Consider the following 25,617-nt stretch of genomic DNA (forward strand, 5'->3'; position numbering starts at 1 on the left):
GGGAACGAGGCATAGCACAGCGGGCTGTGCGCTGTATGCGGGGCGTATTCGCTGGTGATCAGATCAAGGTCGTCTCAATCGCCTCATCGAAATCAAGGTATAGCGACGGTCATCATTGCCAACGTCTGGAGATATGACATTCTCTCCCAATAAGATCTGGGGGGCAGCCGTGAAATACAGGTCGATGGGCATCGGCGACCCCGCGCCATGGTTCCAGCAGCGTTCGACAAGCAATCCGAGCTATCATTTCTCCAGCGCCGCCGGGCGCTATATCGTGCTGTGCTTCTTCGGTTCCGCTGCGCGAGCAAGCACGGCGTCCGCGCTCAAGCTCCTGTCCGAGCAGCGCGACCTCTTCGACGACGACAAGATTGCCTTCTTCGGCGTCAGCAACGACCCCGATGATGAGCTCAAGCAGCGCGTCAGGCAGCGCATGCCCGGCATCCGCTATTTCTGGGACTTCGATCTGCTGGTCAGCAAGGAGTTCGGCGTCGCGGCCGTCGAGGCAGAGCCAGGCACTGATACGCCTCTGCGTCGTGCCTGGTATGTGCTCGATCCGACGCTGCGCGTCATGGCGACCTTTCCACTGAGCCGCGACGGTTCGGAGCGTCATGAGGTTGCGGCGTTCCTCGCCGCACTTCCGCCGGTCGATGCTTTCCCGGGCTTCCAGGTGCACGCGCCTGTCCTCGTCCTGCCCAATGTCTTCGAGCCGGATTTCTGCCAGCGCTTGATCGGGCTTTACGAGGCCGATGGTGGCAGCGAATCCGGCTTCATGCGCGAGAAGGGCGGGAAAACCGTGCTGATCTCGGACCATTCCCACAAGCGGCGCTCCGACTTCCTCATCGACGACACGGACCTGATCAAGGTCATTCAGGGCAAGATCAGCAAGCGCATCGTTCCCGAGGTCAAGAAGGTCCACCAGTTCGCGGTGACCCGCATGGAGCGCTATCTCGTGGGCTGCTACGACGCGGAGACCGGCGGGCATTTCGGCGCGCATCGGGACAATACGACCAAGGGCACGGCGCACCGCCGTTTTGCCGTCTCCATCAACCTGAACGCGGATTTCGAGGGCGGAGAGGTCAGCTTTCCCGAATATGGCGCACGCAGCTTCAAGCCGCCGCCGGGGGGCGCCGTCGTGTTCTCCTGTTCGCTGCTCCATGCCGTCTCGCAGGTGACGCGCGGCAAGCGCTTCGCCTTCCTGCCATTCCTCTATGACGACGCGGCAGCGAGGCTCCGGGAGGACAATCAGGTGTTCATGGAGGCCGGCGGCAGTTATCTTGCCAGGACGAGTTAATGCATCGGCCCGAAAAGTGGATTGCGGTTTTCGGGAAAGCGGATGCAAACACAAAAAGGTGAGATCATCGGACCGGATTCGATATCCGGTCCGATGATCTAAGGTTGCGTGCCATACTATGTGCCATTGCGTGTCGGGTTCCGCCTGGAGCGGAACCCCGTGGGCACCATGTGTGATTTGATGAAAACCGCTCATGGCCAGGCTTGGCCCGCCACCAGACTTGGCCCGCCACCAGACTTGGCCCGCCACCAGACTTGGCCCGCCACCAGGCTTGGCCCGCCATGAGAGGGCGCCGGCGGGCCAGTTTGTCGTTCGCGCTGGGAACTGCACCAGACCACGCCCACCAGGCATGGCTCAGACGAAGCCGATCCAGCGACCGGCCACGAGCGCCGAGATCCAGAGAGCCAGGGACGAAAACGCAATCAGGCGCACCCGCGTGGGCGGCTGATTGGATGCAAGCGCCTGATCAAAGGCTTTTCCCCGATGCTGAAGGCCGACATTCGCCAGGGCGAGAACGATCAGCCCCATTTTCCAGATGAAGGCGGGGTTTGCGACATATTCTGCTGGCTTCACGGTGAAGAGCCAGGCGCCCGTAGCAAGCGCGAGTATCAGCCCGAAGGCCGCTGCCCGTGAGAGGAAGGGCCCGAGGATGTACAACGGGGAAGCCCGCAGGACGCCGACAAGCCGCAGATCGAGTGGAATGATCGCGCCGACGAGCAGTCCCACGCCGAGGATATGGGCGGCATTCACCAGGAGATAGGCGGTCCCCGAGCGCTGGAGGGCAACGGCGCCGGGCCAGCGGCTCAGGACCTCGATCCACTCCATGCCAGCCCTCAGTTCGTACGGATACGCTCTGGATACATGTCGTAGTTATTGCCCCCGATCGTAATCCGAACGGCCTTCATGTGAAGCTTGCTCTTGTCGAGATGACGATTGCCGAGGACGGTGATGGCATCGCCTGGTTTGGCAGTGTCCCCACGGAAACCGGAGCGTTCCGTCTGGTTGGGGTTGCCGAGATCGACCTGCCAGACCTTTCCGTCTGCCACTGCCACCATCAACATCGGGTGGGGCGGCGCCATTGAAATCTGGCGAATGCTGCCTTGCAGTGTGGTTTGCTCTCCCTCGGCCCAGGACCAGCCATGATGCGCGAACGCGGGCACGGCTATCGCGGCAACTCCAAGCCCAGAGAGTACAAGTTGGACCAGCATACGGCGATCAAGCTTTGTCATCCAAACCTCCCTTGCTGCGCGAGCGAACGCGCTCGGTGATATCCTGACGGGTCCAACGTACTCGCTTCGAACAGGTTGCGGAAAGACGCGATCACGTCTGTGTTGATGGGCGCTGTCGAGGCCGATTTCCTGGATTCGTTCGAGACATTGCGGACATCCGACCCCGCTGCGAGATGAAGCGGCGGTCGGAGCGCAGGACGTTAGGGGCCCATCAGGCCGGGCCGCAGCCCCGGACGACGGCTCATCTGCCCTTGGCTACAGGCTCTTAAGGTTGCGCGTTCATAGTGCGCGCGACCGCGCGGCGGCGGCCATGGCGTGCCCTGCCGAGTGGCGCGAATTGATCAGGGGCAGCATGACGTTCGGCAGCGCAGAGACAGGAACCGCCCCGGCCGCGGCGGCACCAGCCGCGCCGACCGACACTGCGCGGCTTACCGCCGCGCTGCTCAGCGGCTTCGGCCTGTTCATCATGATCCTGACCCTCCAGCCCTTCGCCGGCGTGCCCGACAGCGTGGAGGCAGGGGCCTCGACCGGCAATGTCGTCAACCAGATCGGCTATGTCAGCCTCGCCATCCTCTATCTCTGGGCGATGCTGCGGCTGAGCGAGCGGGCAGCGCTGGCGCAGCTGCGCTCGAGCAGCTGGATCATCGTCCTGCTGGTTGCCGCCTTGTCCACCGGGCGGGCGCCTGATCCGGAAGCCTCGTTGCGGGCCTTGTTGCTCACCGCTTTCGCGATGGTCGTCGTGGTTGGCGTCCTGCTCCTGCCCAGGAGCGAGCGGGACTTCGCCAGCGCTGCGGCCAATGCCACGCTCGCCGTGCTTCTGCTGGTCTACGCCGTCATCCTGCTCGCGCCGCAGCTCGCGATCCATGGCGCCGAGGGCGTCGAGGGCGGCCATGCCGGCGACTGGCGCGGCCATCTCTCGCACAAGAATTTTGCCGCGCCGGTGTTCTCGATCCTCATCATGTTCGGCATCTATTGCTGGCGCCTGGGGTTCAGGCTGCGCGGCCTGCTGATCATTGGCCTCGGCGCGATCTTCGTGCTGAACAGCGGTTCGAAGACGACGATGGGTTTCCTGCCGGTGGCGATCGGGCTCGTCCTGCTCGGCCGCGCCATGGCCGGGCCGCGCCTGATCCTGCTGGCCCATGCCGCGCTGGTGCTGCTGGTCGCCGCGCTCACAATCGGCACCGTGCTGTCGCCGACGCTGCTCAGGATCTCGAGCGCGCTGATCTCCGACCCGACCTTCACCGGCCGCGACGAGATCTGGCGCTTCGCCAGCGCCCATATCGGCGAGAAGCCCTGGTTCGGCTACGGCTATTTCGGCTTCTGGCAGACGCCCGTGGTCTCGACGCTGGAGGAGAATTTCGAGGCGAGCTGGGACGTCCGCGGCATCGGCTCGGCCCATAACAGCTATCTCGACGCGATGGTGATGTTCGGAATTCCGGGCGCGATCGTGATGACCTGGTGCCTGATGATCCTGCCTCTCAGGAACTATCTCCGCGCCGACCGGATCGCGGCCAGCCGGAACCTGGCCGATCTCTTCGCCATGATCGTCATCTTCATGACCTATGTCGGCATGCTGGAATCCTTCTTCCTCAATCGCGCCGACCCGCTCTGGATGGTGTTCGCCCTGGCCGTGTCCGGGCTCGAATTCGCCAGCCGCATGTCGACCAGACGGGTCTGACGGCGGCAGCGTCCGGGCTGTTCAGCGGACCGCCGGCGCCAGGCTTGCTGCGTTGCTCCCGCCTGCGGCCATTGGTTGCGGCGGGCTTGCCGGGGACGGCCGGTTGCCGAGGATATAGCGCTTCACCCTGAGGAACGGCTTCTCGATGAACAGCCATGAGAGCAGGGCGAAGCCGATCACCAGCGGGGTCGAGACCAGGAAGAGCAGCAGCCCGTCGCCATGCAGGACGTCGAACCTGGCGACCAGAGCCTGCTGGATCGGGAAGCCGTAGAGATAGATGCCGTAGGAGACGTCGAGCTTGCGGATCGCCTCCGGCAGCTTCAGCGGCAGCAGCCCGACATAGACCACGCAATAGGTCAGGAAGGGCGTGACCAGGAAGGCGAGCTCGCGATCCCCGGACATCAGGACAAGCGAAGCCCCGAGCGAGCCGAGGAACAGCAGCCAGTGCATCTTCAGATGGTCGCGCCATTGGAAATAGATGCAGCCGGCGAAGAAATAGAACACCACCACCGTCCAGTGATAGTTGCCCGGCGTGACACCGAAGCCGAACTGGTAGGCAGTGACTGTCGCGGCAAGCGTCAGGACTGCGACCAGAGCGGCGAACAGCACCCTGTTCCTGACGATGCCGAAGAAGATCATCAGGGCCATCAGGATATAGCAGTAGAATTCCGGCTTCAGCGTCCAGAGGTTCTGGTTGACCGTGTTCGGCAGCGGGTTGGTTTCGAAAACTCCCGGCAATTCGAAGCGGATGCGCCCGACGACATTGCCGAAATACTCGAGGAAGCGGATGTCGTGAAAATAGTCGGATAGCAGATAGGTCGTGAAGATCGGGCCGAGCACCAGGGCAGACAGCGTCACCTCCACGAGTAGCGCCGGCACGATCCGGATGAAGCGCAGGGTGATGAAGGGCCTGACCGCGCCGGTCCTGAGTGCACTGCCGGTGACGAGGAAGCCGCTCAACGCGAAGAAGGCCGGCACGAGGCTGAGCCGGAACAGGCCCTGCAGGCCGACCCAGTCATGGCTGCTGTCCATGCCGGCGACCCAGCCGGAATGGGCGCCGAGGATCAGCAGAGACAGGGCGAGCCGCAGGGCGTTGAAGCCGGGTCCCTCGCCAGTGTTGGCGCGCAGGATGTCGCCGGCGGTGGGCGCGCTGCGCAGGCGCCGGAGCAGATCGTCACGGAGCGAGGGGGGAGCAGGCATGGCGAGAATTCCTTCTGCCATAGCCTGATGATGCGCGGCTGCCGATCGGGCAATTTCTATTCAAACTTATCCTTAACTTTACGATGATGGAGCGCCCGCAATCCGGACGCGCGCCTGGTCCAGCGCCTCCCGGGTCAAAATTGCATCGCGGCGCGGGCGCGCCATGTCCAGCTCCGGGCATCGGCGCCGATGCCGCCGCCAAGCGCCTGACCCAGTCAATTGGGTTGCATCGCAGCGGAAAGTGCGACAGAGCAGGTTTCACTAGTCAGGACCCGGTGAAACCCCGGGTGGCTCTTCCGGCCGCCAATCCGCCGGACAACGCAACGACGGAACGATGAACGCCCCGGCCCGGTCCGGAGCTGTCCGAACGTGCGCGCCTCGCCCGCCTATGGGCCGCAGCGAGGCTATGAAGGCTTCAATCTCCCCATGGCAATTTCTCATGTCCGAAGCGAATGGGCGCCCAACGTCACGCGCGAACTCCTTGCCGGCACGGTCGTTGCGCTCGCCCTGATCCCGGAGGCGATCGCATTCTCGATCATTGCCGGCGTCGATCCCAAGGTCGGGCTCTATGCCTCCTTCTGCATCGCCGTCGTCACCGCCTTCGCGGGCGGCAGGCCGGCGATGATTTCGGCCGCCACCGGCGCCATGGCGCTCGTGATGACGACGCTCGTCAGGGACCACGGGCTTGGCTTCCTGTTCGCCGCGACGGTCCTCACGGGCATCTTCCAGATCGCAGCCAGCATCCTCAAGCTCGGCAACCTGATGCGGTTCGTCTCGCGCTCCGTCGTCACTGGCTTCGTCAATGCGCTCGCGATCCTGATCTTCATGGCGCAGATGCCGGAGCTGCTCGGCCGTGGACCCGTCGTCTACGCCATGACCGCCGCCGGGCTCGCCATCATCTATCTGCTGCCACGGCTGACAAAGGCGGTGCCGTCGCCGCTGGTCGCCATCGTCCTGCTCACGGCGGTGTCGCTGTATTTCGGCCTCGGCATCCGCACGGTCGGCGACATGGGGGCGCTGCCTGGCGAATTGCCCTTCTTCGCGATTCCGCAGGTGCCGTTCACCCTCGAGACGCTATGGATCATTACGCCCTACGCACTGACGCTGGCCATGGTCGGGCTCCTGGAAAGCCTGATGACGGCAGCAATCCTCGACGAGATGACCGACACGTCTTCGGACAAGAACCGGGAATGCGCTGGCCAGGGCGCGGCCAATATCGTCGCCGGCTTCTTCGGCGGCATGGCCGGCTGCGCCATGATCGGGCAATCGGTGATCAATGTCTCGTCGGGCGGCCGCGGCCGCCTCTCGACCCTATGGGCCGGCTGCTTCCTGCTGTTCCTGATTTCGGTGCTCGGCCCCTATGTCGCGCAGATCCCGATGGCGGCGCTGGTCGCCGTCATGATCATGGTCTCGCTCAACACCTTCCAGTGGCGCTCCCTGCAGACCCTGCTGATCCATCCGAAGAGTTCCAGCTTCGTCATGCTGGGCACTGTCGCGGTCGTGGTCGCAACGCATGATCTGGCAAAGGGCGTGCTGTTCGGCGTCATCCTCAGCGGCCTGTTCTTCGCTCACAAGGTCACCCGCTTCTTCGCAGTCGTTTCCGAGCGCGAAGGTGACAGGCGTGTCTACCGCGTCACCGGACAGATCTTCTTCGCGACCGCCGAAGCGTTTCATTCGGCCTTCGATTTCCGCGAGGAGGAGGTGAAGCAGGTCGAGATCGATCTCAGCGCAGCCCATTTCTGGGACATCACCGCGATCAATGCGCTGGACCGCGTCGTGCTCAAGTTCCGGCACCAGGGCATCGGTATCGAGACCGTCGGCGTCAACCAGGCGACCGCCACGATGATCGAGCGCCTCGCCGTCCACGACAAGGCGAAGGTAACGCTCGCATCGGGGCATTGAATCGCGACGGCGAGGCGGGGATGTCGGCTCAGCCGTTGCAGACCCTCTCGCCCTGTGCGACTGCGCCATCATGACGCTCGATGGCGCAAAGCAATGGGCGAGACGCCTGAAGCGCGATGTCGTCGCGCTGTGGATCGCCGCGCGCGACCCGCGGACGCCCTGGCATGCCAAGGTGCTGGCAGCCGCTGTTGCCGCCTACGCCTTGAGCCCAATCGACCTGGTCCCTGATTTCATCCCGGTCCTTGGCTATCTCGATGACTTGCTGATTGTTCCCGCTGGCATCGCACTGGCAATTTATCTGATCCCGCCGGAACTCATGGCCGAGTTCCGGAGGAGGGCCGAGCAAAGCGCCGTTCGTCCGCGCAGTATGATCGCGGCCGCCATCATCGTCTGCGCTTGGCTGCTGGCTCTGGCTACGGTCGCTCTCTGGGCGTCTCGGCGGCTCGGCTAACGATCCAGCGGCGCTAAGGCACTAGATTGCAGTGACGGGAACCGCCTCGGCAGCCTTCTTCCTCTCGCCGTACCGGGTGGTGAGACAGGCGGAGCGGTCGCGGGTCAGCAGCGTGAAGCGGACGCGTTCCTCCATCACGTCGACGACGCGCTCATAATAGGCCGAGGGCTTCATGCGGCCGGCCTCGTCGAACTCCTGACAGGCCTTTGCGACTGAGGACTGGTTCGCAATCGTCACCATTCGCATCCAGCGCCCCAATCGGCGTAGTGCATTGACAGCATTGAAGGACTGCGAGCCACCCGAGACTTGCGTCACCGCCAGCGCCCCGGCTCTTTCGCACCGCAACGGCAAGCGGTTCAGTCGCGCCCGGGCCCTGTGCCGGCGCCTGCATCCTGCTCGCTGTCGCTTGCTTCCTCGGCGTTGCCCATCGCCTCGGTAAGAGCGACGATCCGGCGGCGCGTCTTGAGGCTCCTGATCGAGGCGAAGGCCTTGGCCAGGCGGACGCCGTCCCGCGTGGCGAGCAGGTCCGCGACCTTCGGGGAGGGGGCTTCTGGCGCGGAATCTGCGGCCGGAGTCGAGGCCGCAGGCGCTCCCTCGAAGAAGTGGGAGACGGGGACCTGAAAGATCCTGGCGATATGCTGCAGCCGGCTGGCGCTGATCCGGTTCACGCCCTTTTCGTATTTCTGGATCTGCTGAAACGTGATTCCCAGCAAATCGCCAAGCTTCGTCTGGCTGTAGCCTGTCAGGCGGCGCAGTCTTCGCAGGCGAACGCCGACATACTCATCGACCTGGTTCGGTTCCTTCACGTGTGTCGCCCCTGACTTGCAGCCCATCCAGCAGGGACTATAGGCCCCCAGACCGTTCTTGCCCGTCCCGGTTGAAAAGTCAGCCGACCAACGTCGCCCCAAATGCGGCGACACGGCGCAACGCGCTTGTGGCGACGGCGCGTGCCGGATTGCCCGCTCGCGAGCGGCGGGGCAGGGCGCTTGGGCCCACCCCCGGACAACTGCCGGGCGAACGGCTCCGGCTCGATCCGGAAACCGGATGGCCAGGGCGCCGCGAGCCGGCCTAGCCGGCGGTACCCAGCGGCTCGCCGACCCCGATCCGCGAGGTGATCAGGTCATAATGTTCGACACGTCGGTGGGCGGCGAAGTTGAACATCGTCTCCTTGCCGAAGCGCGTGGCATCGAGATCGCAGGCATGGATCAGCAGCCCATCCTCGTCATGGTCGAGTTCGCCGACGATCTTGCCGCTGGGATCGGCGATCAGCGTGCCGCCGAACAGCGGGAAGCCATCCTCGACGCCGGCCTTGGCGACCGCCACGACCCAGGTCGAATTCTGATAGGCGCCGGCCTGCACGGACAGGCGATGATGGAACAGGCGGTCAGCCAGCGTCTCGGTCTTGGAATGGCCGTTGGTGGTCGGCGTGTTGTAGCCGAGCACGACCATCTCGACGCCCTGCAGCCCCATGACGCGGTAGGTCTCGGGCCAGCGCCGGTCGTTGCAGATCGCCATGCCGACCAGCCCGTCTTCGAAGCGCCAGACCGGGAAGCCGCGGTCGCCGGGCTCGAAATAGCGCTTCTCGAGATGCTGATGCGCCCGGGTGGGGTCGCGTTCGGCATGGCCGGGCAAATGCACCTTGCGGTACTTGCCGATGATCTGCCCGGTCCTGTCGACCAGGATCGAGCTGTTGAAGTGCCGTCCTTCCGGCGTCAACTCGGCATAGCCGAAGCTCATGGCGATGCCGAGCGCGCGCGCCGTGTCGAACAGCGGCTGTGTGTCCGGCCCCGGCATCGCGGCCTCGAACCACTGGTCGGCCTCGGCACGATCCTCGCAATACCAGCGCGGGAAGAAGGTCGTGAGGGCGAGTTCGGGATAGACGACGAAATCGGCGCCGCGGGCCTTTGCCTGCTGCATCAGCGCGATCATCCGGCGCACGACCGATCTGCGATCATCGGCGCGATGGATGGGGCCGAGCTGAGCCGCTGCAACGGTAAGAAGGCGGGGCATCGAAAGAGACTCCTTGGGCTTGAAGGCCAGATCAAACTGGCCGCAATCTAGCCGGGCGCCGCCAAAACAAGTATATACCATTTCTCTACTGACCTATAAGGGAGCGTTATGTGCCATGGCGATGAATCTTCGGCAGATCGAGATGTTCCGCGCCGTCATGGTGACGGGCTCGATCAGCGGTGCGGCGCGCCTGCTCTCGGTCTCCCAGCCGGCGATCAGCCGGCTCTTGTCCTACACGGAGGACCGGCTCGGCCTGACGCTGTTCGAGCGCGTCAAGGGGCGCGTCCAGCCGACGCCGGAGGCGCGGCAGCTCTTTGCCGAGGCCGAATTGGTCCATCAGGGCGTGACGCGGGTCAATGACATGGCGGAGGAGTTGCGCCGCGGCAGCGCCGGTTCGATCCGTCTGCTCGCAAGCCCCAGCGTCGGCCACATGCTCGTGCCGAAGGCGATCGGCCGCTTTCGCCAGTCCCATCCCGATGTGCGGGTCGATTTCGAGATCCTGACGCTGGCGGAGCTGATCGCCCGCATTGCCAGCCATCGCGCCGATCTCGCCGTCACCTCCATGGCCGTCGAGGATCCGAGCGTGAAAGCGACCCAGATTGCCGAGGGGCGCCTGCGCGTGATCTTTCCCGAAGGCCACCCGCTCGGCAGCAAGCGCGTTGTCAAGCCGGCAGACCTCGTGCCCTATCCGATGATCGGATATGGCTCGCAGACGCCCTATGGCATGGTCGTCAATCGCGCCCTCGGCACCACGCCAAAGCCCATTCGCTTCAACGCGCAGGTGCGCTTCACGCCGAATGCCTGCTCGCTGGTCCAGGCCGGTGGCGGCATCGCGATCGTCGACGACTTCGTGCTGGTCGACAACGCCTGGCCGAATATCCGCTCCCGCCCGCTGGTGCCGAAGACGACGACACGGCCGCATCTGCTGTCCTCGCGCGTCGAGCCGCTGTCGCGCATCGCGCGCAGCTTCGTGCAGGGTCTGATGGAGCTGGTGCCGCTCGCGACCGGCCCTGACTTGCCGGATTGAGTGGGGGTGGCTGCAGTCGCGGCACGATGCGCGACACGCCATAACCAAATATTATATTTCTCAGAAAAATTGGTATGTGATCTGATCGGGGTCCTCGCCGTTTCTGCCACGGGAAACCTCGACCCTATCAACTGGCTGCCGCATAACCGCACGGTCAACCAGGTCGTCCATGTCGAGGATGGCACGGCGGTGCGCGACGTGATGATCGACGGCCGCTTCGTCGTGAGGGAGGGGCGCCTGCTGAGGCTCGACCTCGCCAAGCTGGCGCGCGAGGCGGAAGCCGCGGGCGAGTGCCTGGAAACAGCCAGCGCCTATGAAGCTGCTGGCCGAGACGCTGCAGGATGCGGTCGCGAGCGTCTGCGCCGGCCTCGCACGGCAGCCCTGCCAGGTCGAGCGCTTCGGGGCGCCGCTGTGCTGAGAGCACGGCTCCGTTCGGCATCCGGCAGTCGAACTGAGAACCCTCTTGCTGGCGCAGCCGGCCGGTCGGTCTCCGTGGTGGCCCGGCCGCCGGCACGTGCTTCACCAGTATCCGCGGTAGACCGCGCGGGGATAGTAGCGCGGGCCATAATAACCCCGGTTCCAGCCGTAATAGCGCGGAGCATAATAGACAGGCCGCGCATAGTAATAGCGCGGGCGGTAATAGACCGGTGGGCCATAATAGGAATAGGCGGGATAGCTATATCCGTAGCCATAGGCGGGATATCCGTAGCCGTAGCCATAGGCGGGGGCCGTCGCTGCCGAAGCGATGAGGCCTCCCAGCAGCGCCCCGCCGATGAGCCCGGCGGCGACGGCCCCGCCGGAATGACGATAATAGCCGCCGTGATAGCCCCAGCCGCGCCCGCGCCATTGCGCGTCGGCCGTTCCGACACTGCCGGTCAAGATCAAAGCGGCAGTGGCGAGCGTTGCGAGTTTCCTCATCACACCCTCCCACCTCTTGCTATGACGCAAGCGAGGCCGGCCGATGCCATGCCGCTTCTGCTATCCCGGGGCAAAAGCGCCGCCGCGGGCCGGTGCTTTCGCGCCAACCATCTCCGATAATGGCGAATTTACACGCGTTTCCGGCGGGATGCAGCAGCCTTGATGCCGCGCGCTTACGACAATGGATTGATGCGCATCGGCGATGCCGCCCTAGCGCGCAAAACTCTTTCGATAGCTTGCTGGTGAGATCGAGAACTTGCGCAGGAACGCGCGACGGAAGGTGATGACGTCGCCAAATCCTGATTGCGCTGCGACCATCTTCATCGAGATCTTCGCGTCCTCGGCGAGACGACGCGCAGCTTCCCGACGCACCGCTTCCACATGGTGTGCAGGTGTCATCTGCACCTCTTTCTTGAACAGCCTGGCAAAGTTGCACTCGCTCATCCCGACACGTTCGTGCGCCCGATGCCAGCTTGGACGGGTGGACCGGTCAGGCCGGCGTCATGGTTTCCTGCCCCGTTGCAGACGTCGCTCTATCCGGGCGGCCTCTCCCGCGAAGAGGTCGAGGCACTCGAAGGAACAAGCTCGAAGATCCGGCGTGCGGGAATCATCCCATGCCGCTGGAGCTTGGCGCCCGTCCGAACCTGATCCGATCGTTCCACTCACTCCACAGCGCAATACCGAGCCAGACGCCGACATAGATCACCCCGGCAGCCGTCACGAACTCCCCTGGGATCGGCCCCACATCGGCCCGGCGCCAAAATTGATCCAGTGTGACGAGCGGGACCGGATGCACGATCAGTTTGCCGATATAGGACACGGTCTGGATCAGCAGGATCCAGAGATAGTTGCGCCGGACTCGGCGGCCGACCGCGGTCATGAAAGCAATGTGGTGGTGCGGGTGCCAATAGTCCTCGGCGAGAACCTCCTGCCAGCCTTCTTCCATATGGAGATTGCCGTCCTTGAGCATCGGGGCAAACAGGTGCTTTTCAAGCCACCGCGCCCGGGCACGCCAGACATTGAAATAGCGATAGCGGCGCGACTCGAGCATGAGAAAGAACAGGATCAAGATGCCGACCAGAACCAGTGGCAGCGGCGAAGCGCTCGGCGACGAGAACGTGATGGAAAGGGCCACGCCCAATGTCACGACCGCCCAGTTGGTGGTGGTGTCCAACCGGGTGCGCCAGACTGTGCTGCGGTAGATTTCGCCGCGATAGAGATGTGCGAGCGCCGCAAGCTCAGCGTTGGTGAGTTTCCGACGCTGTTGGGTCGTATCAGCTGCCGCCATTACGTCCTCCCCACAGTCAATTCGGTCGCATCGGGGTCCGTTGAAGTCTATCCCATCAACTGCTGCAATTCGCGGATCTCTTCCAATTGATGGGCATACCCGCACCGGCCGAAGGCGAGCTGGCCCTCGACCCGGACGCGGAGTTCGCGTCCATCCCGCTCCAGCTCCCAGGCATAGAGGCCGCCCCCACTCAACAGGCACAGGTTGATGCAGCTGTGCTCGGCGAGGTCATGCGGGTCTGGGGAATGGAGCGCGTGGCGAGATAGCCGGGTGACCCGACCACCACCATGCGCAGATCCGGACCGCCACCATGTCCTTGGCCAGCGCTTCGCCCAGCCGGACGCCGGCGTCGAAGCGTTCGGTGACGATGTCGGTCAGGCTGGAATCGATGCTGAGCTCGACATGGATGTCGGGATCATGCGGCAGGAACCGCTCCAGGGCCGGCCACAGCACGGTCGTCGCCGGCGTGCTCCGAGGTGGTGATGCGGATCGTCCCGGCCGGTTTCTCCCGCAGCTCATTCAGCGAGGCCAGTTCCGAGCCGATGCTCTCCAGCGCCGGGCGCAGCGTCCCCAGCAGCCGTTCCCCGGCCGTTGTCGGCGCGACGCTGCGGGTGGTGCGGGTCGGCAGGCGGACCCCCAGCCTGGTATCGAGCCGTCGTATGGCTCAGCGAGGATTGCGAGGTGCCGAGCTTGGCGGCCGCGCGCGTGACGCTCCGCTCCTCGGCCACCGTCAGGAAGGCACTGAGATCGACCAGTTCCTCGCGCCGCATTCATGAACTCTGGATATGGCCTCATGCGGTTTCTATCGCCTAATCGCCTGAATGTCGCGCGGCTACAATGCGGCGAAGGATCGGGAGTCTGTCCGGCTCCGGGCGCAAGGAATTGTGGAGACGAGAATGGAGATCAAGCGAAGCGGGGCGCAGCCTTCGGCGAAGGGGCCAGCCGAGTATTTCACGGGGACGGTCAGGATCGACGCGCCCTTCGCCGGCGGCGGAGCCTTGAGCGGTGCGACCGTGACCTTCGAGCCCGGCGCGCGAACAGCCTGGCACACCCATCCGCTCGGCCAGACGCTTCTGGTGGTCTCCGGTTTGGGCCGGGCGCAGCGCGAGGGCGGCCCGGTCGAGGAGATCCGCCCCGGCGACATCGTCTGGTTCGAGCCGGGCGAGAAACACTGGCACGGTGCCGCGCCGGACTGCGCCATGGCGCATGTCGCCATCGCCGCGATGAAGGATGGTTCGGTGGTGACCTGGATGGAGAAGGTCACGGACCACGATTATCTCGGGCCAGGTTAGCTCGGGCCAGGTTAGCTCGGGCCAGGTTGGCTCGGGCAAGCTCATCGCGCAGAGGTGCGGCGATGACGGATGATCGCAGCCCCGCGCAAAAGGCGCTGAGCCCGGCGCAGGCAGGGTAGGGCGCACGCGTTCAGGACCACGGCCGCGTCATCCCGCATGGCGCGGCCATTCCTGGCGATGCAACCGGCTAAGACGCTCTGGCCTTGCCCTTGCCGACGTCAGCGTCCGACGGAAGGCAGCCGCGGCCTTGCCACCGATGCCGATCGGGTGGTCGAGGACGCGACGATCCGGTCTGACGCATCGAGCGCAGCGATCACGCTGGGTTGAATATAGCTGCGCAGGTCCTGTCGCCAGGTTTCGGTCATCTTCTCCCAATGGAACTGATGCTGGTCGCGCACCGATTCATGCAAGGCCCGGGCGGCCGCCTCGACAGCCGCCGCAACGCGTCTATGGTCCATCTCTCACCCCCTGCAACCCACTCATCAGTATGGGCAGATCGCCGCCGGGGCGGGAAGACCCGGATCATGGGGCGCAGGACACATTACGGTTATTCCGGTTCTCGTATCCTCCTGCGCCATCGCGACGAGGCTCCGACCCCATCCGCTACAAGGCCCTGATCGACAAGGGCGTGCTGCCCACCGAACGTGCCAGCGGCCGCAAGGTCGAGCATGAACAGGTCAACCACGCGTTCCAGACACTGCTCGCCCCGCATATCGATCGGGAGGCGCTGGTCCGGCCGTTTCCGCAGATGAATTCGGCCGGGTCGAAGTAGAGCGTCCTTCGGGACAAAGGCGGAGCCCGACGTGGTCCTCGGGAATACATCAGCGGGGGCTCCCGGCACTCGGCCTTGCGCGCCGCTCGCCGCGCCATCAATGAAGACAAGACTGGCAAGTATAGCAAGAAGAGAACGGCCAGTTGAACCGGCCGTTCTCTGACATATTGGCGTAGGGCGTCAGCCCTTGGTGACGATCGGCGTTGCCACCGGCGCGGGCGGAGGTGCTTTGCCCTTGCCGAAATTTGCGCATCCTCCGACGCCAGACAGCGCCACTGAAACAGCCAAGATCAGGAGTGTTTTCATTGCGCAGCCCTCGTTGAGTAGGTCCCCACCCACACATCATCATAGTACAGATTGGCGGCCAAATCCCGATGATTTCTCGCTTCCAAGTTAAGGCGGGCGCAGACTGAGGGTGTGATTGTTCCCCTGATCATCGCAGCGCGAGGCGCAGAGGATTGGTAAACCGTGCAGTCAGGACCGGGCCCTGGGCCAGGTGCGCTTTCCTGCTCCGCTTCCGTCAAAAAATGGCTGGAGATTATTTCCAATTTTGGAGGATTTACAAAGTGCGTTGACTAAGCAACCATCGGGCTCGGCCTGGGGGCGTAAAGTAAAATACAGAGGTTCTGGGGCCATGCCGGACCGTTCGGTTGCAATCGTCGACGATCACCCGCTGCTGATGGAGGGGATTGGCGCGCTGCTGAAACGATGGGGCGGTTTCACGCTCGCCGCGACCGGGACGCTCGCGGATGACATCGTCTCGATCATCAGGACGCATCAACCCGATCAGATGATCGTCGATCTGAACATGGCGGGGGATGTGTTCCAGGCGATCGCGGACGGGTTGAAAATCGCTCCCGAGACGAAGATCATCGTATTCACAGCCTCGACAAACCCGGATGATGCGGTCAGGGCCCTGGATATCGGGGCCAAGGGCTATGTCCTGAAGGGCAGCCCCGGAGAGGACCTTTTCCAGGCGCTTCAGGCGGCACAGCAGGGCGATGTCTATGTTACGCCGGCCTTCGCGACCAAGGTGATCGGTACCTTGCGGGACAACGCTCTCGAACGACAGAAGGCAATCAGCAACAGGCTCAGCGTCCGGGAGGAGCAGATCGTCAAATTGCTGCTGCTCGGGAAAAAGAACACCGAGATCGCCCACGCGCTTTCGCTCAGCGACAAGACCATCAAGGGCTACATGACCAACCTGATGGCCAAGCTGCACGCGCGCAATCGCCTGGAGGTGGTACTCGCGGCGCAAAGGCTGAATCCTGCGGCGAACACCGCGACGGTCATAAGGCTCCGCTCGTAAGGGATGTCAGGCGACCAGGATCCGCCCGCCCGCCCGGGCCTGCCGGGCGGAGGAGGGGCTGCGGCAAGGCCGGGGGCTGCGGCGAGGTTGAGCCCCGCCGCCAGGGCCGTCCATCGATTAGACTGCATAAACCGCATGAAATCATATCCACTGTTCATGAATAGGCGCGAGCCGCCTCATCCTGCTGGTCGATAAGACGGGAGAATGATACTTTCGTCCTACGACCGGACTCTCTAGGTGCCTCGATCACGCCGTAAGGCTGCCTCGGCGATGATCGCTTTCGATGGGACAGTGATTGAGGTCGCTTGATGATGTCTGGAATCCGGCCTTGGCCTGCCAGCGCGGTCGCGCATCAACCTCCGGCGAAGCAGAACGTGCGGGCCACCGCCATCCTCGCTTGCCTCGGCGTGTTCGCCAGCCCGCCGATTGCGCCAGGCGCTCTGATGCCGATGGCGCAGGCCGCCGAGGCGACGGAGGCCATCGCCGAGGACCGGAAGAAGGCGCGCTCGGCCAAGGCGAAGTCCGGTACGCTCCCTCCGCGGGAGCAGACGGACCAGCGGAGCTCCGGCGCAGCACCAGCTCCCCCCAGTTTCTATTCCATGAACCAGATGGGTGACCATCTCTGGTCCGTGCGCTGGGAGTTGGCCGCCATCGGCGGCGCGCTCGCCGTTGTCGGGTTGCGTGACTGGGGGTGGGGTGATTCGAACTTCCAGTTCATCAAGGAAGGCTGGTTTGCGAAGAACACGCGGCACGGCGGGATGGACAAAATCGGCCATGCCTTCTCGACCTTTGTCATCGCCGACCTCCTGACCGACCAGATCCGGGCGAACGCAGCCAATCCCAACGGCGCCCAGTTCACTGCCGCTCTCGTCGCGTTCGGCATCATGGGGCTCGGAGAGACCCTGGACGGCTTCGCAGGCAGGCATCGCTTCTCTCGCGAGGACATTGCGGCAAACGCTGTCGGTGCGGCCTTCTCGATCATCCGCAACACGGTCCCGGGCATGCGTGAAAAGCTCGACTGGCGGCTGTTGTATACGCCCGCGAGCTACGAAAAGCCGGGCATCACGACCTCCGATGCCGGTATCCTGCCGCCCTATGAGCGCCAGCGCTATGTCATGGCCTTGAAGGCGAGTGGCTTCGACGCGCTCAAGAAGACGCCTCTGCGCTACGGCGAATTGCACCTGGGTTTCGATGCACGGGGATTTGAGAAAAAGGAACGCGCGCTCGGCTATCCGATCGAGCGAACATTCTATGTCGGTGTCGGCCTGAACCTGAACGAAGTCCTGTTTGGAGCGGGACAGCTACCCAATTTTGCAAGGCACAGGGATACGCTGCCGGCCAGGGTTGCCCGGAAGACATTCGAATACATCCAGGTACCTTACACCGCGACCTATGGGGAACACCGGTTCTCGACGATCCGCAGGTAGCTGAGCCAGGTTGGCCGCGAAGTCCATGGCGCATTGAACACAGCCGACGAATTCTGCCCTCGGCGCAACATCCTGCACGCGCAGCAACGGCGAACAGCTTGCTGTGTCATCGCGCTCCCGGAGAAGTAATTTTTCGCAGAGCAGCGCTGTTCTCGCATCTGCAGCTCCAGGAGAATGCCGTTCGCCATTCCATTGTATTTTAGAAAGAACATTCTGTTTGACTAAAAGAACGATTCTTCGCCAGTATTTCGATGGCCGGTCACGACATTCGTTCCTGACCGACACCGAGCCGAGCGAGGAACAACCATGTCGAGCGATGTGTATTCCGTAAGGGTACAAGGGCCGAGGCGCCGCACGATCCTCGCCATGTCCCTCCTGCTCTCGGTCGCCGCGCCCGGTATCGCAACGGCGCAGGGGCTGGCCGCGCCACTCACCAAGGCTCCGGTCGGCACGAAGCTGGTCGTGGCCGATCAGAATGAGGCGCTGCAGACCCTGATGCGGGCGTCGGGCGCAGAGGACAGGCTGTCGAGCCAGGTGACCTATGCCAATTTTCTCGGTGGCCCCGCCATCCTCGAGGCCTTCCGGGCGGGTGCCCTTGATCTCGCGACGGTTGGCAACACGCCGCCGATCCAGGCCCATGCGGCCGGCGAACAGATTCCGATCGTGGCGGCGAAGACCTCCTCGGAGACCGACTATTCCCTGGCCGTGCGGCCCGGACTGACGATTGCCTCGCTGGAGGACCTGCGCGGCAGGAGCATCGCCTATGGCGAGGGGACGGGCCGCCAGCCCTTCGTGCTCAACGCGCTGAAGCTCGCGGGGCTGACCAGGAAGGATGTGCGGCTCGTGCCCTTGCGGGCAGCCGATTTCCCGGATGCGGTGCGGACGGGCCAAGTGGATGTGGCTGCGCTGAACGAGCCGCATTACTCGCGCTATCTCGCCGATTTCGCCGATCGCGGCGCGAGCGCCTTGCCGAAGGAGCAGAACGACCGCCTGCCGAAGAGCCTGACCTATCTCTATGCGAGCAAGAGAGCCTTGGACGATCCCGCAAAGCTCGCAGCCATTCGTGAATTCGTGGCGGCCTGGATCGATGCCAACCGCTGGTCGCATGCGAATGCCGAGAGCTGGGTCGAGGCCTATTACGTCAAGCGCCAGAACCTCAAGCCGACGGATGGGCGCAGGATCGTCGAAGCGGAGGGCCGCTTCGCATTTCCGCTGCTCGCCAGCCTGATCGCCAAGCAGCAGGCCTTGATCGACGTCATCCATGAGGCCGGCGACCTGCCAAAGCGTCTCGATGCGCGCGAGGAGTTCGATCTGCGCTTCGACGACGTCATCGCTGCCAAATCCAATTGAGGCTCTCCATGTCCGATCAAAGCCATGCGCTCATTGCGACGGCCTATTCGGCGCCCTTCGCCGCGATAGCAGGCGTGCCGGCGCAGGCGCATCCGTTTCCCCCGGCACAGCGCAAGCTGCCGAAGCTGGCGCCGGGCCGCCTGCCGACGGGCGCCATCCTGTTCGGGCCGGTCGCGCTGGTCGTTCTCTGGGAGCTCGCCTCGGTGACGGGATGGCTCTCGCCGAAATTCCTGGCGGCGCCGTCGACCGCCCTGTTCACCGGCTTCGAGCTGCTGCAATCGGGCACGCTTGCCGAGCATTTCCTGGCCTCGGCCCGGCGCGCCTATCTCGGGCTCGGCATCGGCGTGGCAATCGGCCTCCTGCTGGCGCTGGCCTCCGGCCTCAGCCGGATCGGCGAGGCCTCGATCGACGGGCTCGTCCAGATCAAGCGGGCGATCCCGACGCTGGCGCTGATCCCGCTTGCGATCCTCTGGCTCGGGATCGGCGAGGCCATGAAGGTCGCCCTGATCGCCTCCAGCGTGTTCGTGCCGATCTACATCAACACCCATGCGGCCCTGCGGGGCATCGATATCCGCCATGTCGAGCTCGCCCGCAGCGTCGGGCTGACGCGCGGCGCCTTCCTGCGCGAGGTCGCGCTGCCTGGCGCGCTGCCCGGCTTCTTCACCGGCCTGCGGCTCGCCGTGACCACCTGCTGGACGGCGCTGGTCGTGCTCGAACAGATCAATACCAGCCAGGGCATCGGCTACCTGATGAACCGCGCCCGCGACTATGGCCAGACCGACATCATCGTGGTCGGTCTCGCGATCTATGCGGTGCTCGGCCTCGGTTCCGATTTCGCCGTCCGGCTCTGGGAGCGCAAGGCGCTGTCCTACCGCAAGGCGCTGGCGTCATGAACGCCTCGGCGCATCCGCTTCGCCTGCCGCAGCCGGACGCCCTCGCGGTCAGCCTGCGCGACGTCACGCGCCGCTTCTCCGGCCGCAGCGTGCTCGGACCGCTTTCGCTGGATTTCGCGGCGGGCGAGTTCGTCGCGCTGATCGGCAGGAGCGGTTCGGGCAAGAGCACGCTGCTGCGCGCCATCGCCGGGCTCGACGATGGTGTCGAGGGCGAGGGCAGGCTCACGGTGCCCGCCGACCGGTCGGTCCTCTTCCAGGACTCGCGCCTGCTGCCCTGGAAGACCGTGCTGCAGAATGTCGTCTTCGGCCTGCATGCGGAAGGTAGTGACGAGCGCGGGAAAAGGGCGCTGGCCGATGTCGGCCTCGCAGGGCGGGAGGCGGCCTGGCCGAACGCGCTCTCCGGCGGCGAGCAGCAGCGGGTGGCGCTGGCCCGCTCCCTGGTGCGCCAGCCCCGTCTGCTGCTGGCGGACGAGCCCTTCGGCGCGCTCGACGCGCTGACGCGGATCCGGATGCACGACTTGCTCTTCCGGCTGATCCGCCAGCATCGCCCGACCGTGCTGCTCGTCACCCATGATGTCGACGAGGCGATCAAGCTCGCCGATCGCGTGCTCGTCATGGACGAGGGGCGCATCGTCGTCGACCGGCCGGTTTCCCTGGCCCACCCGCGCGCCAAGGACGCAGGCTTCGATGTGCTGCGGGGCGAACTCCTCGCCGCGCTCGGCGTCACCGATACCATCTGACCGCCACCCGAGAGCTTTGACCCATGACCCGTGAACTTCACCTCAATCTCTTCATCAACGGTCGCGGCCATCACGAGGCGGCCTGGCGTCACGACGGCTCGACGCGGCAAGCACTGACCGACGTCGCCTATTACCGCGATCTGGCGCTGGCGGCCGAGAAAGCCAGGCTCGATTCCGTCTTCTTCGCCGATCATGTCGCGCTCGGCGACGAACTGGAGCATGCCGCGCGCGGCGAGCTCGAACCGCTGACGCTGCTCGGCGCGCTCTCTGCCCTGACCGAGCGCATCGGGCTGATCGCGACGGCTTCGACGACCTATAGCGAGCCCTACAATCTCGCCCGCCAGCTTGCCTCGCTCGATCATCTCAGCGGCGGCCGCATCGGGTGGAACATCGTGACCTCCTGGGCGCCGGCGGCCGCGGGGAATTTCGGTCAGGAGCAGCAGGCCGGGATCGACCAGCGCTACGAGCGGGCCCATGAGTTCGTCGAGGTCGCTTCGAAACTCTGGGACAGCTGGGCGACGGACGCGATCCTGGATGATCGCGAGACCGGGCATTTCGCCCGGCGCGAGCGCATCCGCCGCGCCGATCACCGTGGCACGCATTTCGGCGTCGCGGGTGCGCTGAACATCCCGCGCTCGCCGCAGGGGCGGCCCGTCTTCGTCCAGGCCGGCGCCTCGACCGATGGCCGCGCCTTCGCCGCCCGCTATGCCGAGGCGATCTTCACCGCGCATCTCACCAAGGAGAGCGCCATCGCCTTCTACTCCGACATCAAGTCGCAAGCCCGCGCGCTCGGACGCCGGGGCGACCAGGTTGTCATCCTGCCCGGCATCAGCGCGGCGATCGGCTCGACCGAGGCCGAGGCGAAGCGGGTCTGGGAGGAGCTGAACGAACTGTCCCATCCGACAGTCGGGCTGTCGCGCCTCTCGAACCGCTTCGGCGGTCACGACTTCTCGCATCTGAAGCTCGACCAGGTGCTGTCGGTCGCGGATTTTCCCGATCCCGCGCAGGTCCAGGCGTCGCGCAGCCGGGCGCAGGCGATCACCGCCCTTGTCGGGCGCGAGCGGCCGACGCTGCGCGGCCTGCTGCACAGCCTCGCCGGAGCGCGCGGGCACTTCACCGCGACCGGTACGCCCGAGCAGATCGCGGATGTGATCGAGGACTGGTTCGCCTCGGGCGCGGCCGACGGTTTCAACGTCATGCCGCCGATCCTGCCGAGCCAGTTCGCGCTCTTCACCAGCGAGGTCGTGCCATTGCTGCAGAAGCGGGGATTGTTCCGGACCGAGTATGGCGAGGGCACGTTGCGCCAGCGTCTCGGTCTCGATCCGGTGCCGAGCCGCTTCGAGCTTCAGGCACCGCTGCAAAGATCCGCCTGATCGGCTGGCTCTGGGCGCTGCTTCCGTGGCGAGCGAAAGGAAGGGCGCACACGGCCGGTGACCTTCATCGCAACGCCAGCGGAACAAGCGCCGACTGGGTCGGCGAGAGCTGCCCGTCGGGCCGGGCCCTGGACTGCGATTCCAGGTCGCTCTAGCCCAAAAGCAGGAAGGCTAATCCTATCCATTAATCTGACTAATAGTCATATCGCTTCGTGCTGTGACTGGCATTCATCCCTCGGACGAAATCGCAATGCCGCGGGCTTGCACCACCGCCGAGAAACGCATGTCATCCAGCACCGAAAGCCTTAAGGCCGAACTCTGCCAGGTCATTGACGACCGGCGGGACGAATTCCTCGCTCTTCTCCAGGATTTCCTGCGCATCCGGAGCGTCAATCCGCCGGGCGACATGCGTGAGGCGGCCGATTTCGTGCGCGGCATCCTCGACCGTTTCGCTCTTCCTCACCGCACGATCTCCTGCCGTGATGACATGCCCAACATCCTGGCGAGATGGGACGCCGATCGGCCCGGGCGCCATCTCGTCCTCAACGGCCACATGGATGTCTTTCCGGTGACCGACGATGCCTTGTGGGCGGCGGAGATCGTGGGGGACCGCATCGTCGCCCGCGGCGCATCCGACATGAAGACCGGAACGCTCGCCTCCGTCCTGACCTATTGCCTGCTTCACCCCTACCGGGATCGCCTGAACGGCGCCCTGACGCTGACCGTCGTATCGGACGAGCAATCGGGCGGCCGCTACGGAACGAAGTTCCTGTTCGACGAGCATGCCGACGCGATCACCGGCGATTGCTGCCTGAATGGGGAGCCGAGCGGGCTCTCCAATGTCCGCTTCATGGAGAAGGGCACGCTGCGCTTCTCGCTATCGGCGAAGGGGCCGGGCGGCCATGGCGGCTATCCGCACCGGGCCAACAACCCGATCGAGCAGGTCACCAACGCCGTTCACGCGATCTACCAGCGCTACCACCGGCAGCTTGCAAGCCTGCCTCCCGAGATCGATGCGATCCTGACTTCTCCCGAAACTATCGCGGCAGCCGATGCCAATCTCGGGAAGGGGGCGGCCGATAACGCACGCCGCATCACCGTCAATGCCGGCATCATCGAGGGCGGCCAGAAGGCGACGCAGATTCCGATGCATTGCTCCGTTCATCTGGACATGCGCTTCCCGATCGGCCCGGATCGGGACCGGATCCGCGGCGAACTCGAGACCCTCGCCTCCGAGTTCGGCTGCACGCTGCTCGTCAACGAGGACCACAGCTATCCCGCAAGCAGCACCGACCCGTTCGGCGAGATGGCCACGATCCTGCGCAACAACATGAAGGGCCTGCTCGGCCATGACGCGCCGCCCGTCTGCAGCCTGGGCGGAACCGACACGCGCTATTGGCGCTGGCGCGGCATCCCCGCGCTGATCTGCGGGCCGTCCCCGATCAGCATGGGCACCGATGAGGAACATGTCACGCTGGATGAGGCCATTGCCGTCCTCAAGCTGCATGTGATGTGCGCGATCGACTATCTCGGTCGCCCCACGAGCCCGGCCGTCTGAGCCGGCCTGCGTGCCCTGGCGATCCAGGGCCGCCAACACTCAATGGGGATCAGTGAATGAGACGCATCGCATGCGTGTTGCTGGCCGGCTGTTGCGATCGGAGCCCGCCATGACTTCGACCGTAACGACAATGGCTGCTTCAGTGCCCGGCGGCTTGCCTGCCGATGAATACCGCATTGCCCATTACACGATCATGCCGCAGCGGCACTACGGGCGCTTCCTTGCCGCAGCGGCGATCCTCGCCATTCTCGCCGCGATCACGCGGGCCTTCGCGCTTGGCGACATCGAGTGGCGCTATGTCGGGCAGTTCCTGACGGCTCCCGCCATCATGCACGGGCTTGCCAACACCATCCTGCTCGCCATCTGCGCGATGGTCCTGGGCATCGTGCTCGGGGTCGTGTTCGCCGTCATGCGGCTGTCCAGCAACCCGGTGCTGCGTATCGTCGCTATTGGCTATGTCTGGCTCTTTCGGGCGGCCCCTGCGCTGCTCCAGTTGCTGATCTGGTTCAACCTGGCGCTGATCTTCCCGCGCATCGCCTTTCCCGGACTGTTCGATGTCCGGACGGTGGATGTCATGACCCCGTTCGTGGCCGGTCTGCTCGGGCTCGGCATTCAGCAGGGCGCCTATACCTCAGAGGTCGTTCGTGCCGGCCTCCAGTCAGTCGACCAGGGACAATATGAGGCCGCCCAGGCCATCGGCATGACGCGCATGCGGATGCTGCGCAGAATCGTCATGCCGCAGGCCATGCGCGTCATCGTTCCGCCGGTCGGCAATGAATTCATCGGCATGATCAAGCTCACATCGCTGGCGAGCGTGATCCAGTATTCCGAAATGCTTCACGCGGCGCAGACGATTTACTACGCCAATTCCCGTGTCCTTGAACTCTTGTTCGTGGCCAGCATCTGGTATCTCGCCATCGTCAGCCTGCTGAGCTTCGGCCAGAGCTTCGTCGAGCGGTATTTTGGCCGCGGCGACAGGGGAGGCCGGCGATGACCAGCCACCACGCGGCGGCGCTGGTGCGGGCCATCGATATCCGCAAGACCTTCGGGGACTTCGAAGCGCTGAAGAGCATCACGCTCGATGTCGAGCGCGGGGAGGTCGTCTGCGTCATCGGCCCATCGGGCTCGGGAAAGAGCACGTTCCTGCGCTGCATCAACCAGCTCGAGCAGATCGACGGCGGAGCGATCTGGGTCAATTCAGAACTCGTCGGATACAGGCGGGAGGGGCAGAGGCTCTATCACCTCAAGGATCGCGAGATCGCCCGGCAGCGTCGTTCGATCGGCATGGTGTTCCAGCGCTTCAATCTCTTCCCCCATTTCACGGCGCTGGAAAACATTGTCGAAGGGCCGGTGCAGGTGCTGGGCGAGGAGCCTGGCCAGGCGCGCGAGCGCGCCAGGGCGCTGCTCGCCCAGGTCGGCCTGGCCGACAGGGAAAACGCCTATCCGAGCCAGCTTTCGGGTGGCCAGCAGCAACGGGTGGCGATCGCGCGCGGCCTGGCCATGAGGCCGGACCTGATGCTGTTTGACGAACCGACCTCCGCGCTCGATCCCGAACTCGTCGGCGACGTGCTGCAGGTCATGCGGGATCTCGCCAGGAGCGGCATGACGATGATCGTCGTCACCCATGAGCTGGCCTTCGCCCGCGAAGTCGCAGACCGCGTCGTCTTCATGGACAGGGGCGAGATCGTCGAAGTGGACCGGCCGGATGCGTTGCTGTCCACGCCGAAGCACAGGCGCACCCAGGAATTCATCTCGGCCGTACGCGCCTAGAGCATCGGATCGAAAGGTGGAATCCGGTTCTCGAAAAAATCCGATGCTCAAACAAAGAGATAGATCGCCCGTCCTGCGTCCGAACGGACGCACGGCGATCTAGCGCCGGGCCATCGCTTTCAAAACAGAAGAGGAGTGG

The 25,617-nt window shown here is 64.6% G+C and carries 26 protein-coding genes, 2 pseudogenes and 1 other annotated feature; of the genes and pseudogenes, 16 read left to right on the forward strand and 12 right to left on the reverse strand.

The genetic code is table 11. The features are described 5' to 3' along the window. Positions 1–169 precede the first annotated feature (169 nt). A complete protein-coding gene (locus FG93_RS00475; RefSeq protein ID WP_244448450.1) occupies positions 170–1,291 on the forward strand; it encodes a 2OG-Fe(II) oxygenase in 1,122 nt (373 codons plus the stop codon). 354 nt (positions 1,292–1,645) lie between these two features. Here the strand turns inward: FG93_RS00475 and FG93_RS00480 are convergent, their stop codons facing one another. Both FG93_RS00480 and FG93_RS31575 read right to left on the reverse strand, forming a co-directional pair. Next, positions 1,646–2,116: a DUF6644 family protein gene (locus tag FG93_RS00480; RefSeq protein WP_043230566.1), complete on the reverse strand. Its 471-nt coding sequence runs from the start codon at positions 2,114–2,116 to the stop codon at positions 1,646–1,648. Positions 2,117–2,124: 8 nt separating this feature from the next. Further along, positions 2,125–2,499 (reverse strand): DUF6152 family protein, encoded by a 375-nt coding sequence (locus FG93_RS31575; RefSeq protein ID WP_244448456.1) that lies wholly within the window; start codon positions 2,497–2,499, stop codon positions 2,125–2,127. A 373-nt stretch (positions 2,500–2,872) separates the two neighbouring features. Between FG93_RS31575 and FG93_RS00490 the strand changes: the two genes are divergently transcribed. Next, positions 2,873–4,198, forward strand: a complete 1,326-nt coding sequence (locus FG93_RS00490; RefSeq protein WP_161783745.1) for an O-antigen ligase — start codon at positions 2,873–2,875, stop codon at positions 4,196–4,198. A 21-nt stretch (positions 4,199–4,219) separates the two neighbouring features. Here the strand turns inward: FG93_RS00490 and FG93_RS00495 are convergent, their stop codons facing one another. Further along, positions 4,220–5,398 (reverse strand): acyltransferase, encoded by a 1,179-nt coding sequence (locus tag FG93_RS00495; RefSeq protein WP_161783746.1) that lies wholly within the window; start codon positions 5,396–5,398, stop codon positions 4,220–4,222. Between the two features lie 265 nt (positions 5,399–5,663). After that, positions 5,664–5,719: a sequence feature (sul1 is cis-regulatory element that is thought to sense ions involved in sulfur or methionine metabolism; They are found in Alphaproteobacteria), on the forward strand. Positions 5,720–5,824: 105 nt separating this feature from the next. Here FG93_RS00495 and FG93_RS00500 point away from each other — a divergent pair. Together FG93_RS00500 and FG93_RS00505 are read left to right on the forward strand one after the other, a co-directional pair. Continuing rightward, entirely contained in the window at positions 5,825–7,300 is a 1,476-nt protein-coding gene (locus FG93_RS00500; RefSeq protein ID WP_043230832.1) for a SulP family inorganic anion transporter, read from the forward strand. Positions 7,301–7,370: 70 nt separating this feature from the next. Beyond that, the gene (locus tag FG93_RS00505; protein ID WP_043230575.1) at positions 7,371–7,751 is read left to right on the forward strand and encodes a YkvA family protein; all 381 of its coding nucleotides are present in this window, start codon (positions 7,371–7,373) and stop codon (positions 7,749–7,751) included. 21 nt (positions 7,752–7,772) lie between these two features. Here FG93_RS00505 and FG93_RS00510 read toward each other — a convergent pair. From FG93_RS00510 to FG93_RS00520, 3 genes and pseudogenes are all read right to left on the reverse strand, one after another. Further along, positions 7,773–8,072, reverse strand: a pseudogene (locus tag FG93_RS00510) (arsenical resistance protein ArsH); the annotation flags it as partial. 35 nt (positions 8,073–8,107) lie between these two features. Then, complete coding sequence (locus tag FG93_RS00515) at positions 8,108–8,584, reverse strand: helix-turn-helix domain-containing protein (RefSeq protein ID WP_052513116.1); 477 nt, start codon at positions 8,582–8,584, stop codon at positions 8,108–8,110. Positions 8,585–8,819: 235 nt separating this feature from the next. Further along, on the reverse strand, positions 8,820–9,761 hold the full coding sequence (locus FG93_RS00520; protein ID WP_043230578.1) for an N-carbamoyl-D-amino-acid hydrolase: 942 nt from the start codon (positions 9,759–9,761) through the stop codon (positions 8,820–8,822). 115 nt (positions 9,762–9,876) lie between these two features. Here FG93_RS00520 and FG93_RS00525 point away from each other — a divergent pair, with 115 nt between their 5' ends. Continuing rightward, a complete protein-coding gene (locus FG93_RS00525) occupies positions 9,877–10,788 on the forward strand; it encodes a LysR family transcriptional regulator (protein WP_043230581.1) in 912 nt (303 codons plus the stop codon). A 519-nt stretch (positions 10,789–11,307) separates the two neighbouring features. Here the strand turns inward: FG93_RS00525 and FG93_RS00530 are convergent. The 4 genes and pseudogenes from FG93_RS00530 to FG93_RS00545 all read right to left on the reverse strand — a co-directional run. Then, positions 11,308–11,706, reverse strand: coding sequence for a hypothetical protein (locus FG93_RS00530; protein ID WP_043230584.1), 399 nt, complete (start codon positions 11,704–11,706; stop codon positions 11,308–11,310). Between the two features lie 210 nt (positions 11,707–11,916). Beyond that, positions 11,917–12,150, reverse strand: coding sequence for a helix-turn-helix domain-containing protein (locus tag FG93_RS00535; RefSeq protein ID WP_043230586.1), 234 nt, complete (start codon positions 12,148–12,150; stop codon positions 11,917–11,919). A gap of 163 nt (positions 12,151–12,313) precedes the next feature. Continuing rightward, positions 12,314–12,994, reverse strand: a complete 681-nt coding sequence (locus tag FG93_RS00540) for a DUF2270 domain-containing protein (RefSeq protein WP_043230589.1) — start codon at positions 12,992–12,994, stop codon at positions 12,314–12,316. Between the two features lie 110 nt (positions 12,995–13,104). Next, positions 13,105–13,764, reverse strand: a pseudogene (locus tag FG93_RS00545) (LysR substrate-binding domain-containing protein); the annotation flags it as partial. 126 nt (positions 13,765–13,890) lie between these two features. On the opposite strand from FG93_RS00545, the gene FG93_RS00550 reads away from it, so the two are divergent. Further along, entirely contained in the window at positions 13,891–14,286 is a 396-nt protein-coding gene (locus tag FG93_RS00550) for a cupin domain-containing protein (protein ID WP_043230591.1), read from the forward strand. Positions 14,287–14,504: 218 nt separating this feature from the next. Here FG93_RS00550 and FG93_RS00555 read toward each other — a convergent pair whose 3' ends face one another. After that, positions 14,505–14,744: a hypothetical protein gene (locus tag FG93_RS00555; protein WP_043230594.1), complete on the reverse strand. Its 240-nt coding sequence runs from the start codon at positions 14,742–14,744 to the stop codon at positions 14,505–14,507. Between the two features lie 170 nt (positions 14,745–14,914). Here FG93_RS00555 and FG93_RS32755 point away from each other — a divergent pair, with 170 nt between their 5' ends. Then, entirely contained in the window at positions 14,915–15,058 is a 144-nt protein-coding gene (locus FG93_RS32755; RefSeq protein WP_161783747.1) for a hypothetical protein, read from the forward strand. A gap of 180 nt (positions 15,059–15,238) precedes the next feature. On the opposite strand, the gene FG93_RS32185 is transcribed toward FG93_RS32755, so the two are convergent. Continuing rightward, on the reverse strand, positions 15,239–15,364 hold the full coding sequence (locus FG93_RS32185; protein WP_152579227.1) for an ABC transporter: 126 nt from the start codon (positions 15,362–15,364) through the stop codon (positions 15,239–15,241). Between the two features lie 190 nt (positions 15,365–15,554). Between FG93_RS32185 and FG93_RS00560 the strand changes: the two genes are divergently transcribed. The 9 genes from FG93_RS00560 (at position 15,555) to FG93_RS00600 (ending at position 25,478) form a co-directional block, all read left to right on the forward strand. Continuing rightward, the gene (locus tag FG93_RS00560) at positions 15,555–16,367 is read left to right on the forward strand and encodes a response regulator transcription factor (protein ID WP_244448452.1); all 813 of its coding nucleotides are present in this window, start codon (positions 15,555–15,557) and stop codon (positions 16,365–16,367) included. Between the two features lie 374 nt (positions 16,368–16,741). Next, positions 16,742–17,794, forward strand: a complete 1,053-nt coding sequence (locus FG93_RS30940) for a DUF2279 domain-containing protein (protein WP_161783748.1) — start codon at positions 16,742–16,744, stop codon at positions 17,792–17,794. Positions 17,795–18,100: 306 nt separating this feature from the next. Continuing rightward, positions 18,101–19,144, forward strand: a complete 1,044-nt coding sequence (locus tag FG93_RS00570; RefSeq protein WP_043230599.1) for a PhnD/SsuA/transferrin family substrate-binding protein — start codon at positions 18,101–18,103, stop codon at positions 19,142–19,144. An 8-nt stretch (positions 19,145–19,152) separates the two neighbouring features. Further along, entirely contained in the window at positions 19,153–20,037 is an 885-nt protein-coding gene (locus FG93_RS00575) for an ABC transporter permease (RefSeq protein ID WP_043230602.1), read from the forward strand. Continuing rightward, a complete protein-coding gene (locus tag FG93_RS00580; RefSeq protein WP_043230605.1) occupies positions 20,034–20,777 on the forward strand; it encodes an ABC transporter ATP-binding protein in 744 nt (247 codons plus the stop codon). Before FG93_RS00575 ends, FG93_RS00580 begins: the two co-directional genes overlap by 4 nt. 23 nt (positions 20,778–20,800) lie before the next feature. Beyond that, positions 20,801–22,150, forward strand: coding sequence for an LLM class flavin-dependent oxidoreductase (locus FG93_RS00585; RefSeq protein ID WP_043230608.1), 1,350 nt, complete (start codon positions 20,801–20,803; stop codon positions 22,148–22,150). A gap of 283 nt (positions 22,151–22,433) precedes the next feature. After that, entirely contained in the window at positions 22,434–23,708 is a 1,275-nt protein-coding gene (locus FG93_RS00590) for a M20/M25/M40 family metallo-hydrolase (RefSeq protein ID WP_161783749.1), read from the forward strand. Between the two features lie 109 nt (positions 23,709–23,817). Next, a complete protein-coding gene (locus FG93_RS00595) occupies positions 23,818–24,702 on the forward strand; it encodes an amino acid ABC transporter permease (RefSeq protein ID WP_152579228.1) in 885 nt (294 codons plus the stop codon). Further along, on the forward strand, positions 24,699–25,478 hold the full coding sequence (locus tag FG93_RS00600; RefSeq protein ID WP_043230612.1) for an amino acid ABC transporter ATP-binding protein: 780 nt from the start codon (positions 24,699–24,701) through the stop codon (positions 25,476–25,478). The genes FG93_RS00595 and FG93_RS00600 overlap by 4 nt, the downstream gene beginning before the upstream one ends. Positions 25,479–25,617 lie beyond the last annotated feature (139 nt).

Origin of the sequence: Allobosea sp. LC85 (assembly GCF_000735605.1) — a bacterium.
Taxonomy (GTDB): Bacteria; Pseudomonadota; Alphaproteobacteria; order Rhizobiales; family Beijerinckiaceae; genus Allobosea.

Bases quoted from the DNA above. Each gene is read 5' to 3' on its own strand.
- FG93_RS00480 (WP_043230566.1), bottom strand. From the start codon at position 2,116: ATGGAGTGGATCGAGGTCCTGAGCCGCTGGCCCGGCGCCGTTGCCCTC.
- FG93_RS31575 (WP_244448456.1), bottom strand. From the start codon at position 2,499: ATGCTGGTCCAACTTGTACTCTCTGGGCTTGGAGTTGCCGCGATAGCC.
- FG93_RS00490 (WP_161783745.1), top strand. From the start codon at position 2,873: ATGACGTTCGGCAGCGCAGAGACAGGAACCGCCCCGGCCGCGGCGGCA.
- FG93_RS00495 (WP_161783746.1), bottom strand. From the start codon at position 5,398: ATGCCTGCTCCCCCCTCGCTCCGTGACGATCTGCTCCGGCGCCTGCGC.
- FG93_RS00500 (WP_043230832.1), top strand. From the start codon at position 5,825: ATGGCAATTTCTCATGTCCGAAGCGAATGGGCGCCCAACGTCACGCGC.
- FG93_RS00505 (WP_043230575.1), top strand. From the start codon at position 7,371: ATGACGCTCGATGGCGCAAAGCAATGGGCGAGACGCCTGAAGCGCGAT.
- FG93_RS00515 (WP_052513116.1), bottom strand. From the start codon at position 8,584: ATGGGCTGCAAGTCAGGGGCGACACACGTGAAGGAACCGAACCAGGTC.
- FG93_RS00520 (WP_043230578.1), bottom strand. From the start codon at position 9,761: ATGCCCCGCCTTCTTACCGTTGCAGCGGCTCAGCTCGGCCCCATCCAT.
- FG93_RS00525 (WP_043230581.1), top strand. From the start codon at position 9,877: ATGGCGATGAATCTTCGGCAGATCGAGATGTTCCGCGCCGTCATGGTG.
- FG93_RS00530 (WP_043230584.1), bottom strand. From the start codon at position 11,706: ATGAGGAAACTCGCAACGCTCGCCACTGCCGCTTTGATCTTGACCGGC.
- FG93_RS00535 (WP_043230586.1), bottom strand. From the start codon at position 12,150: ATGAGCGAGTGCAACTTTGCCAGGCTGTTCAAGAAAGAGGTGCAGATG.
- FG93_RS00540 (WP_043230589.1), bottom strand. From the start codon at position 12,994: ATGGCGGCAGCTGATACGACCCAACAGCGTCGGAAACTCACCAACGCT.
- FG93_RS00550 (WP_043230591.1), top strand. From the start codon at position 13,891: ATGGAGATCAAGCGAAGCGGGGCGCAGCCTTCGGCGAAGGGGCCAGCC.
- FG93_RS00555 (WP_043230594.1), bottom strand. From the start codon at position 14,744: ATGGACCATAGACGCGTTGCGGCGGCTGTCGAGGCGGCCGCCCGGGCC.
- FG93_RS32185 (WP_152579227.1), bottom strand. From the start codon at position 15,364: ATGAAAACACTCCTGATCTTGGCTGTTTCAGTGGCGCTGTCTGGCGTC.
- FG93_RS00570 (WP_043230599.1), top strand. From the start codon at position 18,101: ATGTCGAGCGATGTGTATTCCGTAAGGGTACAAGGGCCGAGGCGCCGC.
- FG93_RS00575 (WP_043230602.1), top strand. From the start codon at position 19,153: ATGTCCGATCAAAGCCATGCGCTCATTGCGACGGCCTATTCGGCGCCC.
- FG93_RS00580 (WP_043230605.1), top strand. From the start codon at position 20,034: ATGAACGCCTCGGCGCATCCGCTTCGCCTGCCGCAGCCGGACGCCCTC.
- FG93_RS00585 (WP_043230608.1), top strand. From the start codon at position 20,801: ATGACCCGTGAACTTCACCTCAATCTCTTCATCAACGGTCGCGGCCAT.
- FG93_RS00590 (WP_161783749.1), top strand. From the start codon at position 22,434: ATGTCATCCAGCACCGAAAGCCTTAAGGCCGAACTCTGCCAGGTCATT.
- FG93_RS00595 (WP_152579228.1), top strand. From the start codon at position 23,818: ATGACTTCGACCGTAACGACAATGGCTGCTTCAGTGCCCGGCGGCTTG.
- FG93_RS00600 (WP_043230612.1), top strand. From the start codon at position 24,699: ATGACCAGCCACCACGCGGCGGCGCTGGTGCGGGCCATCGATATCCGC.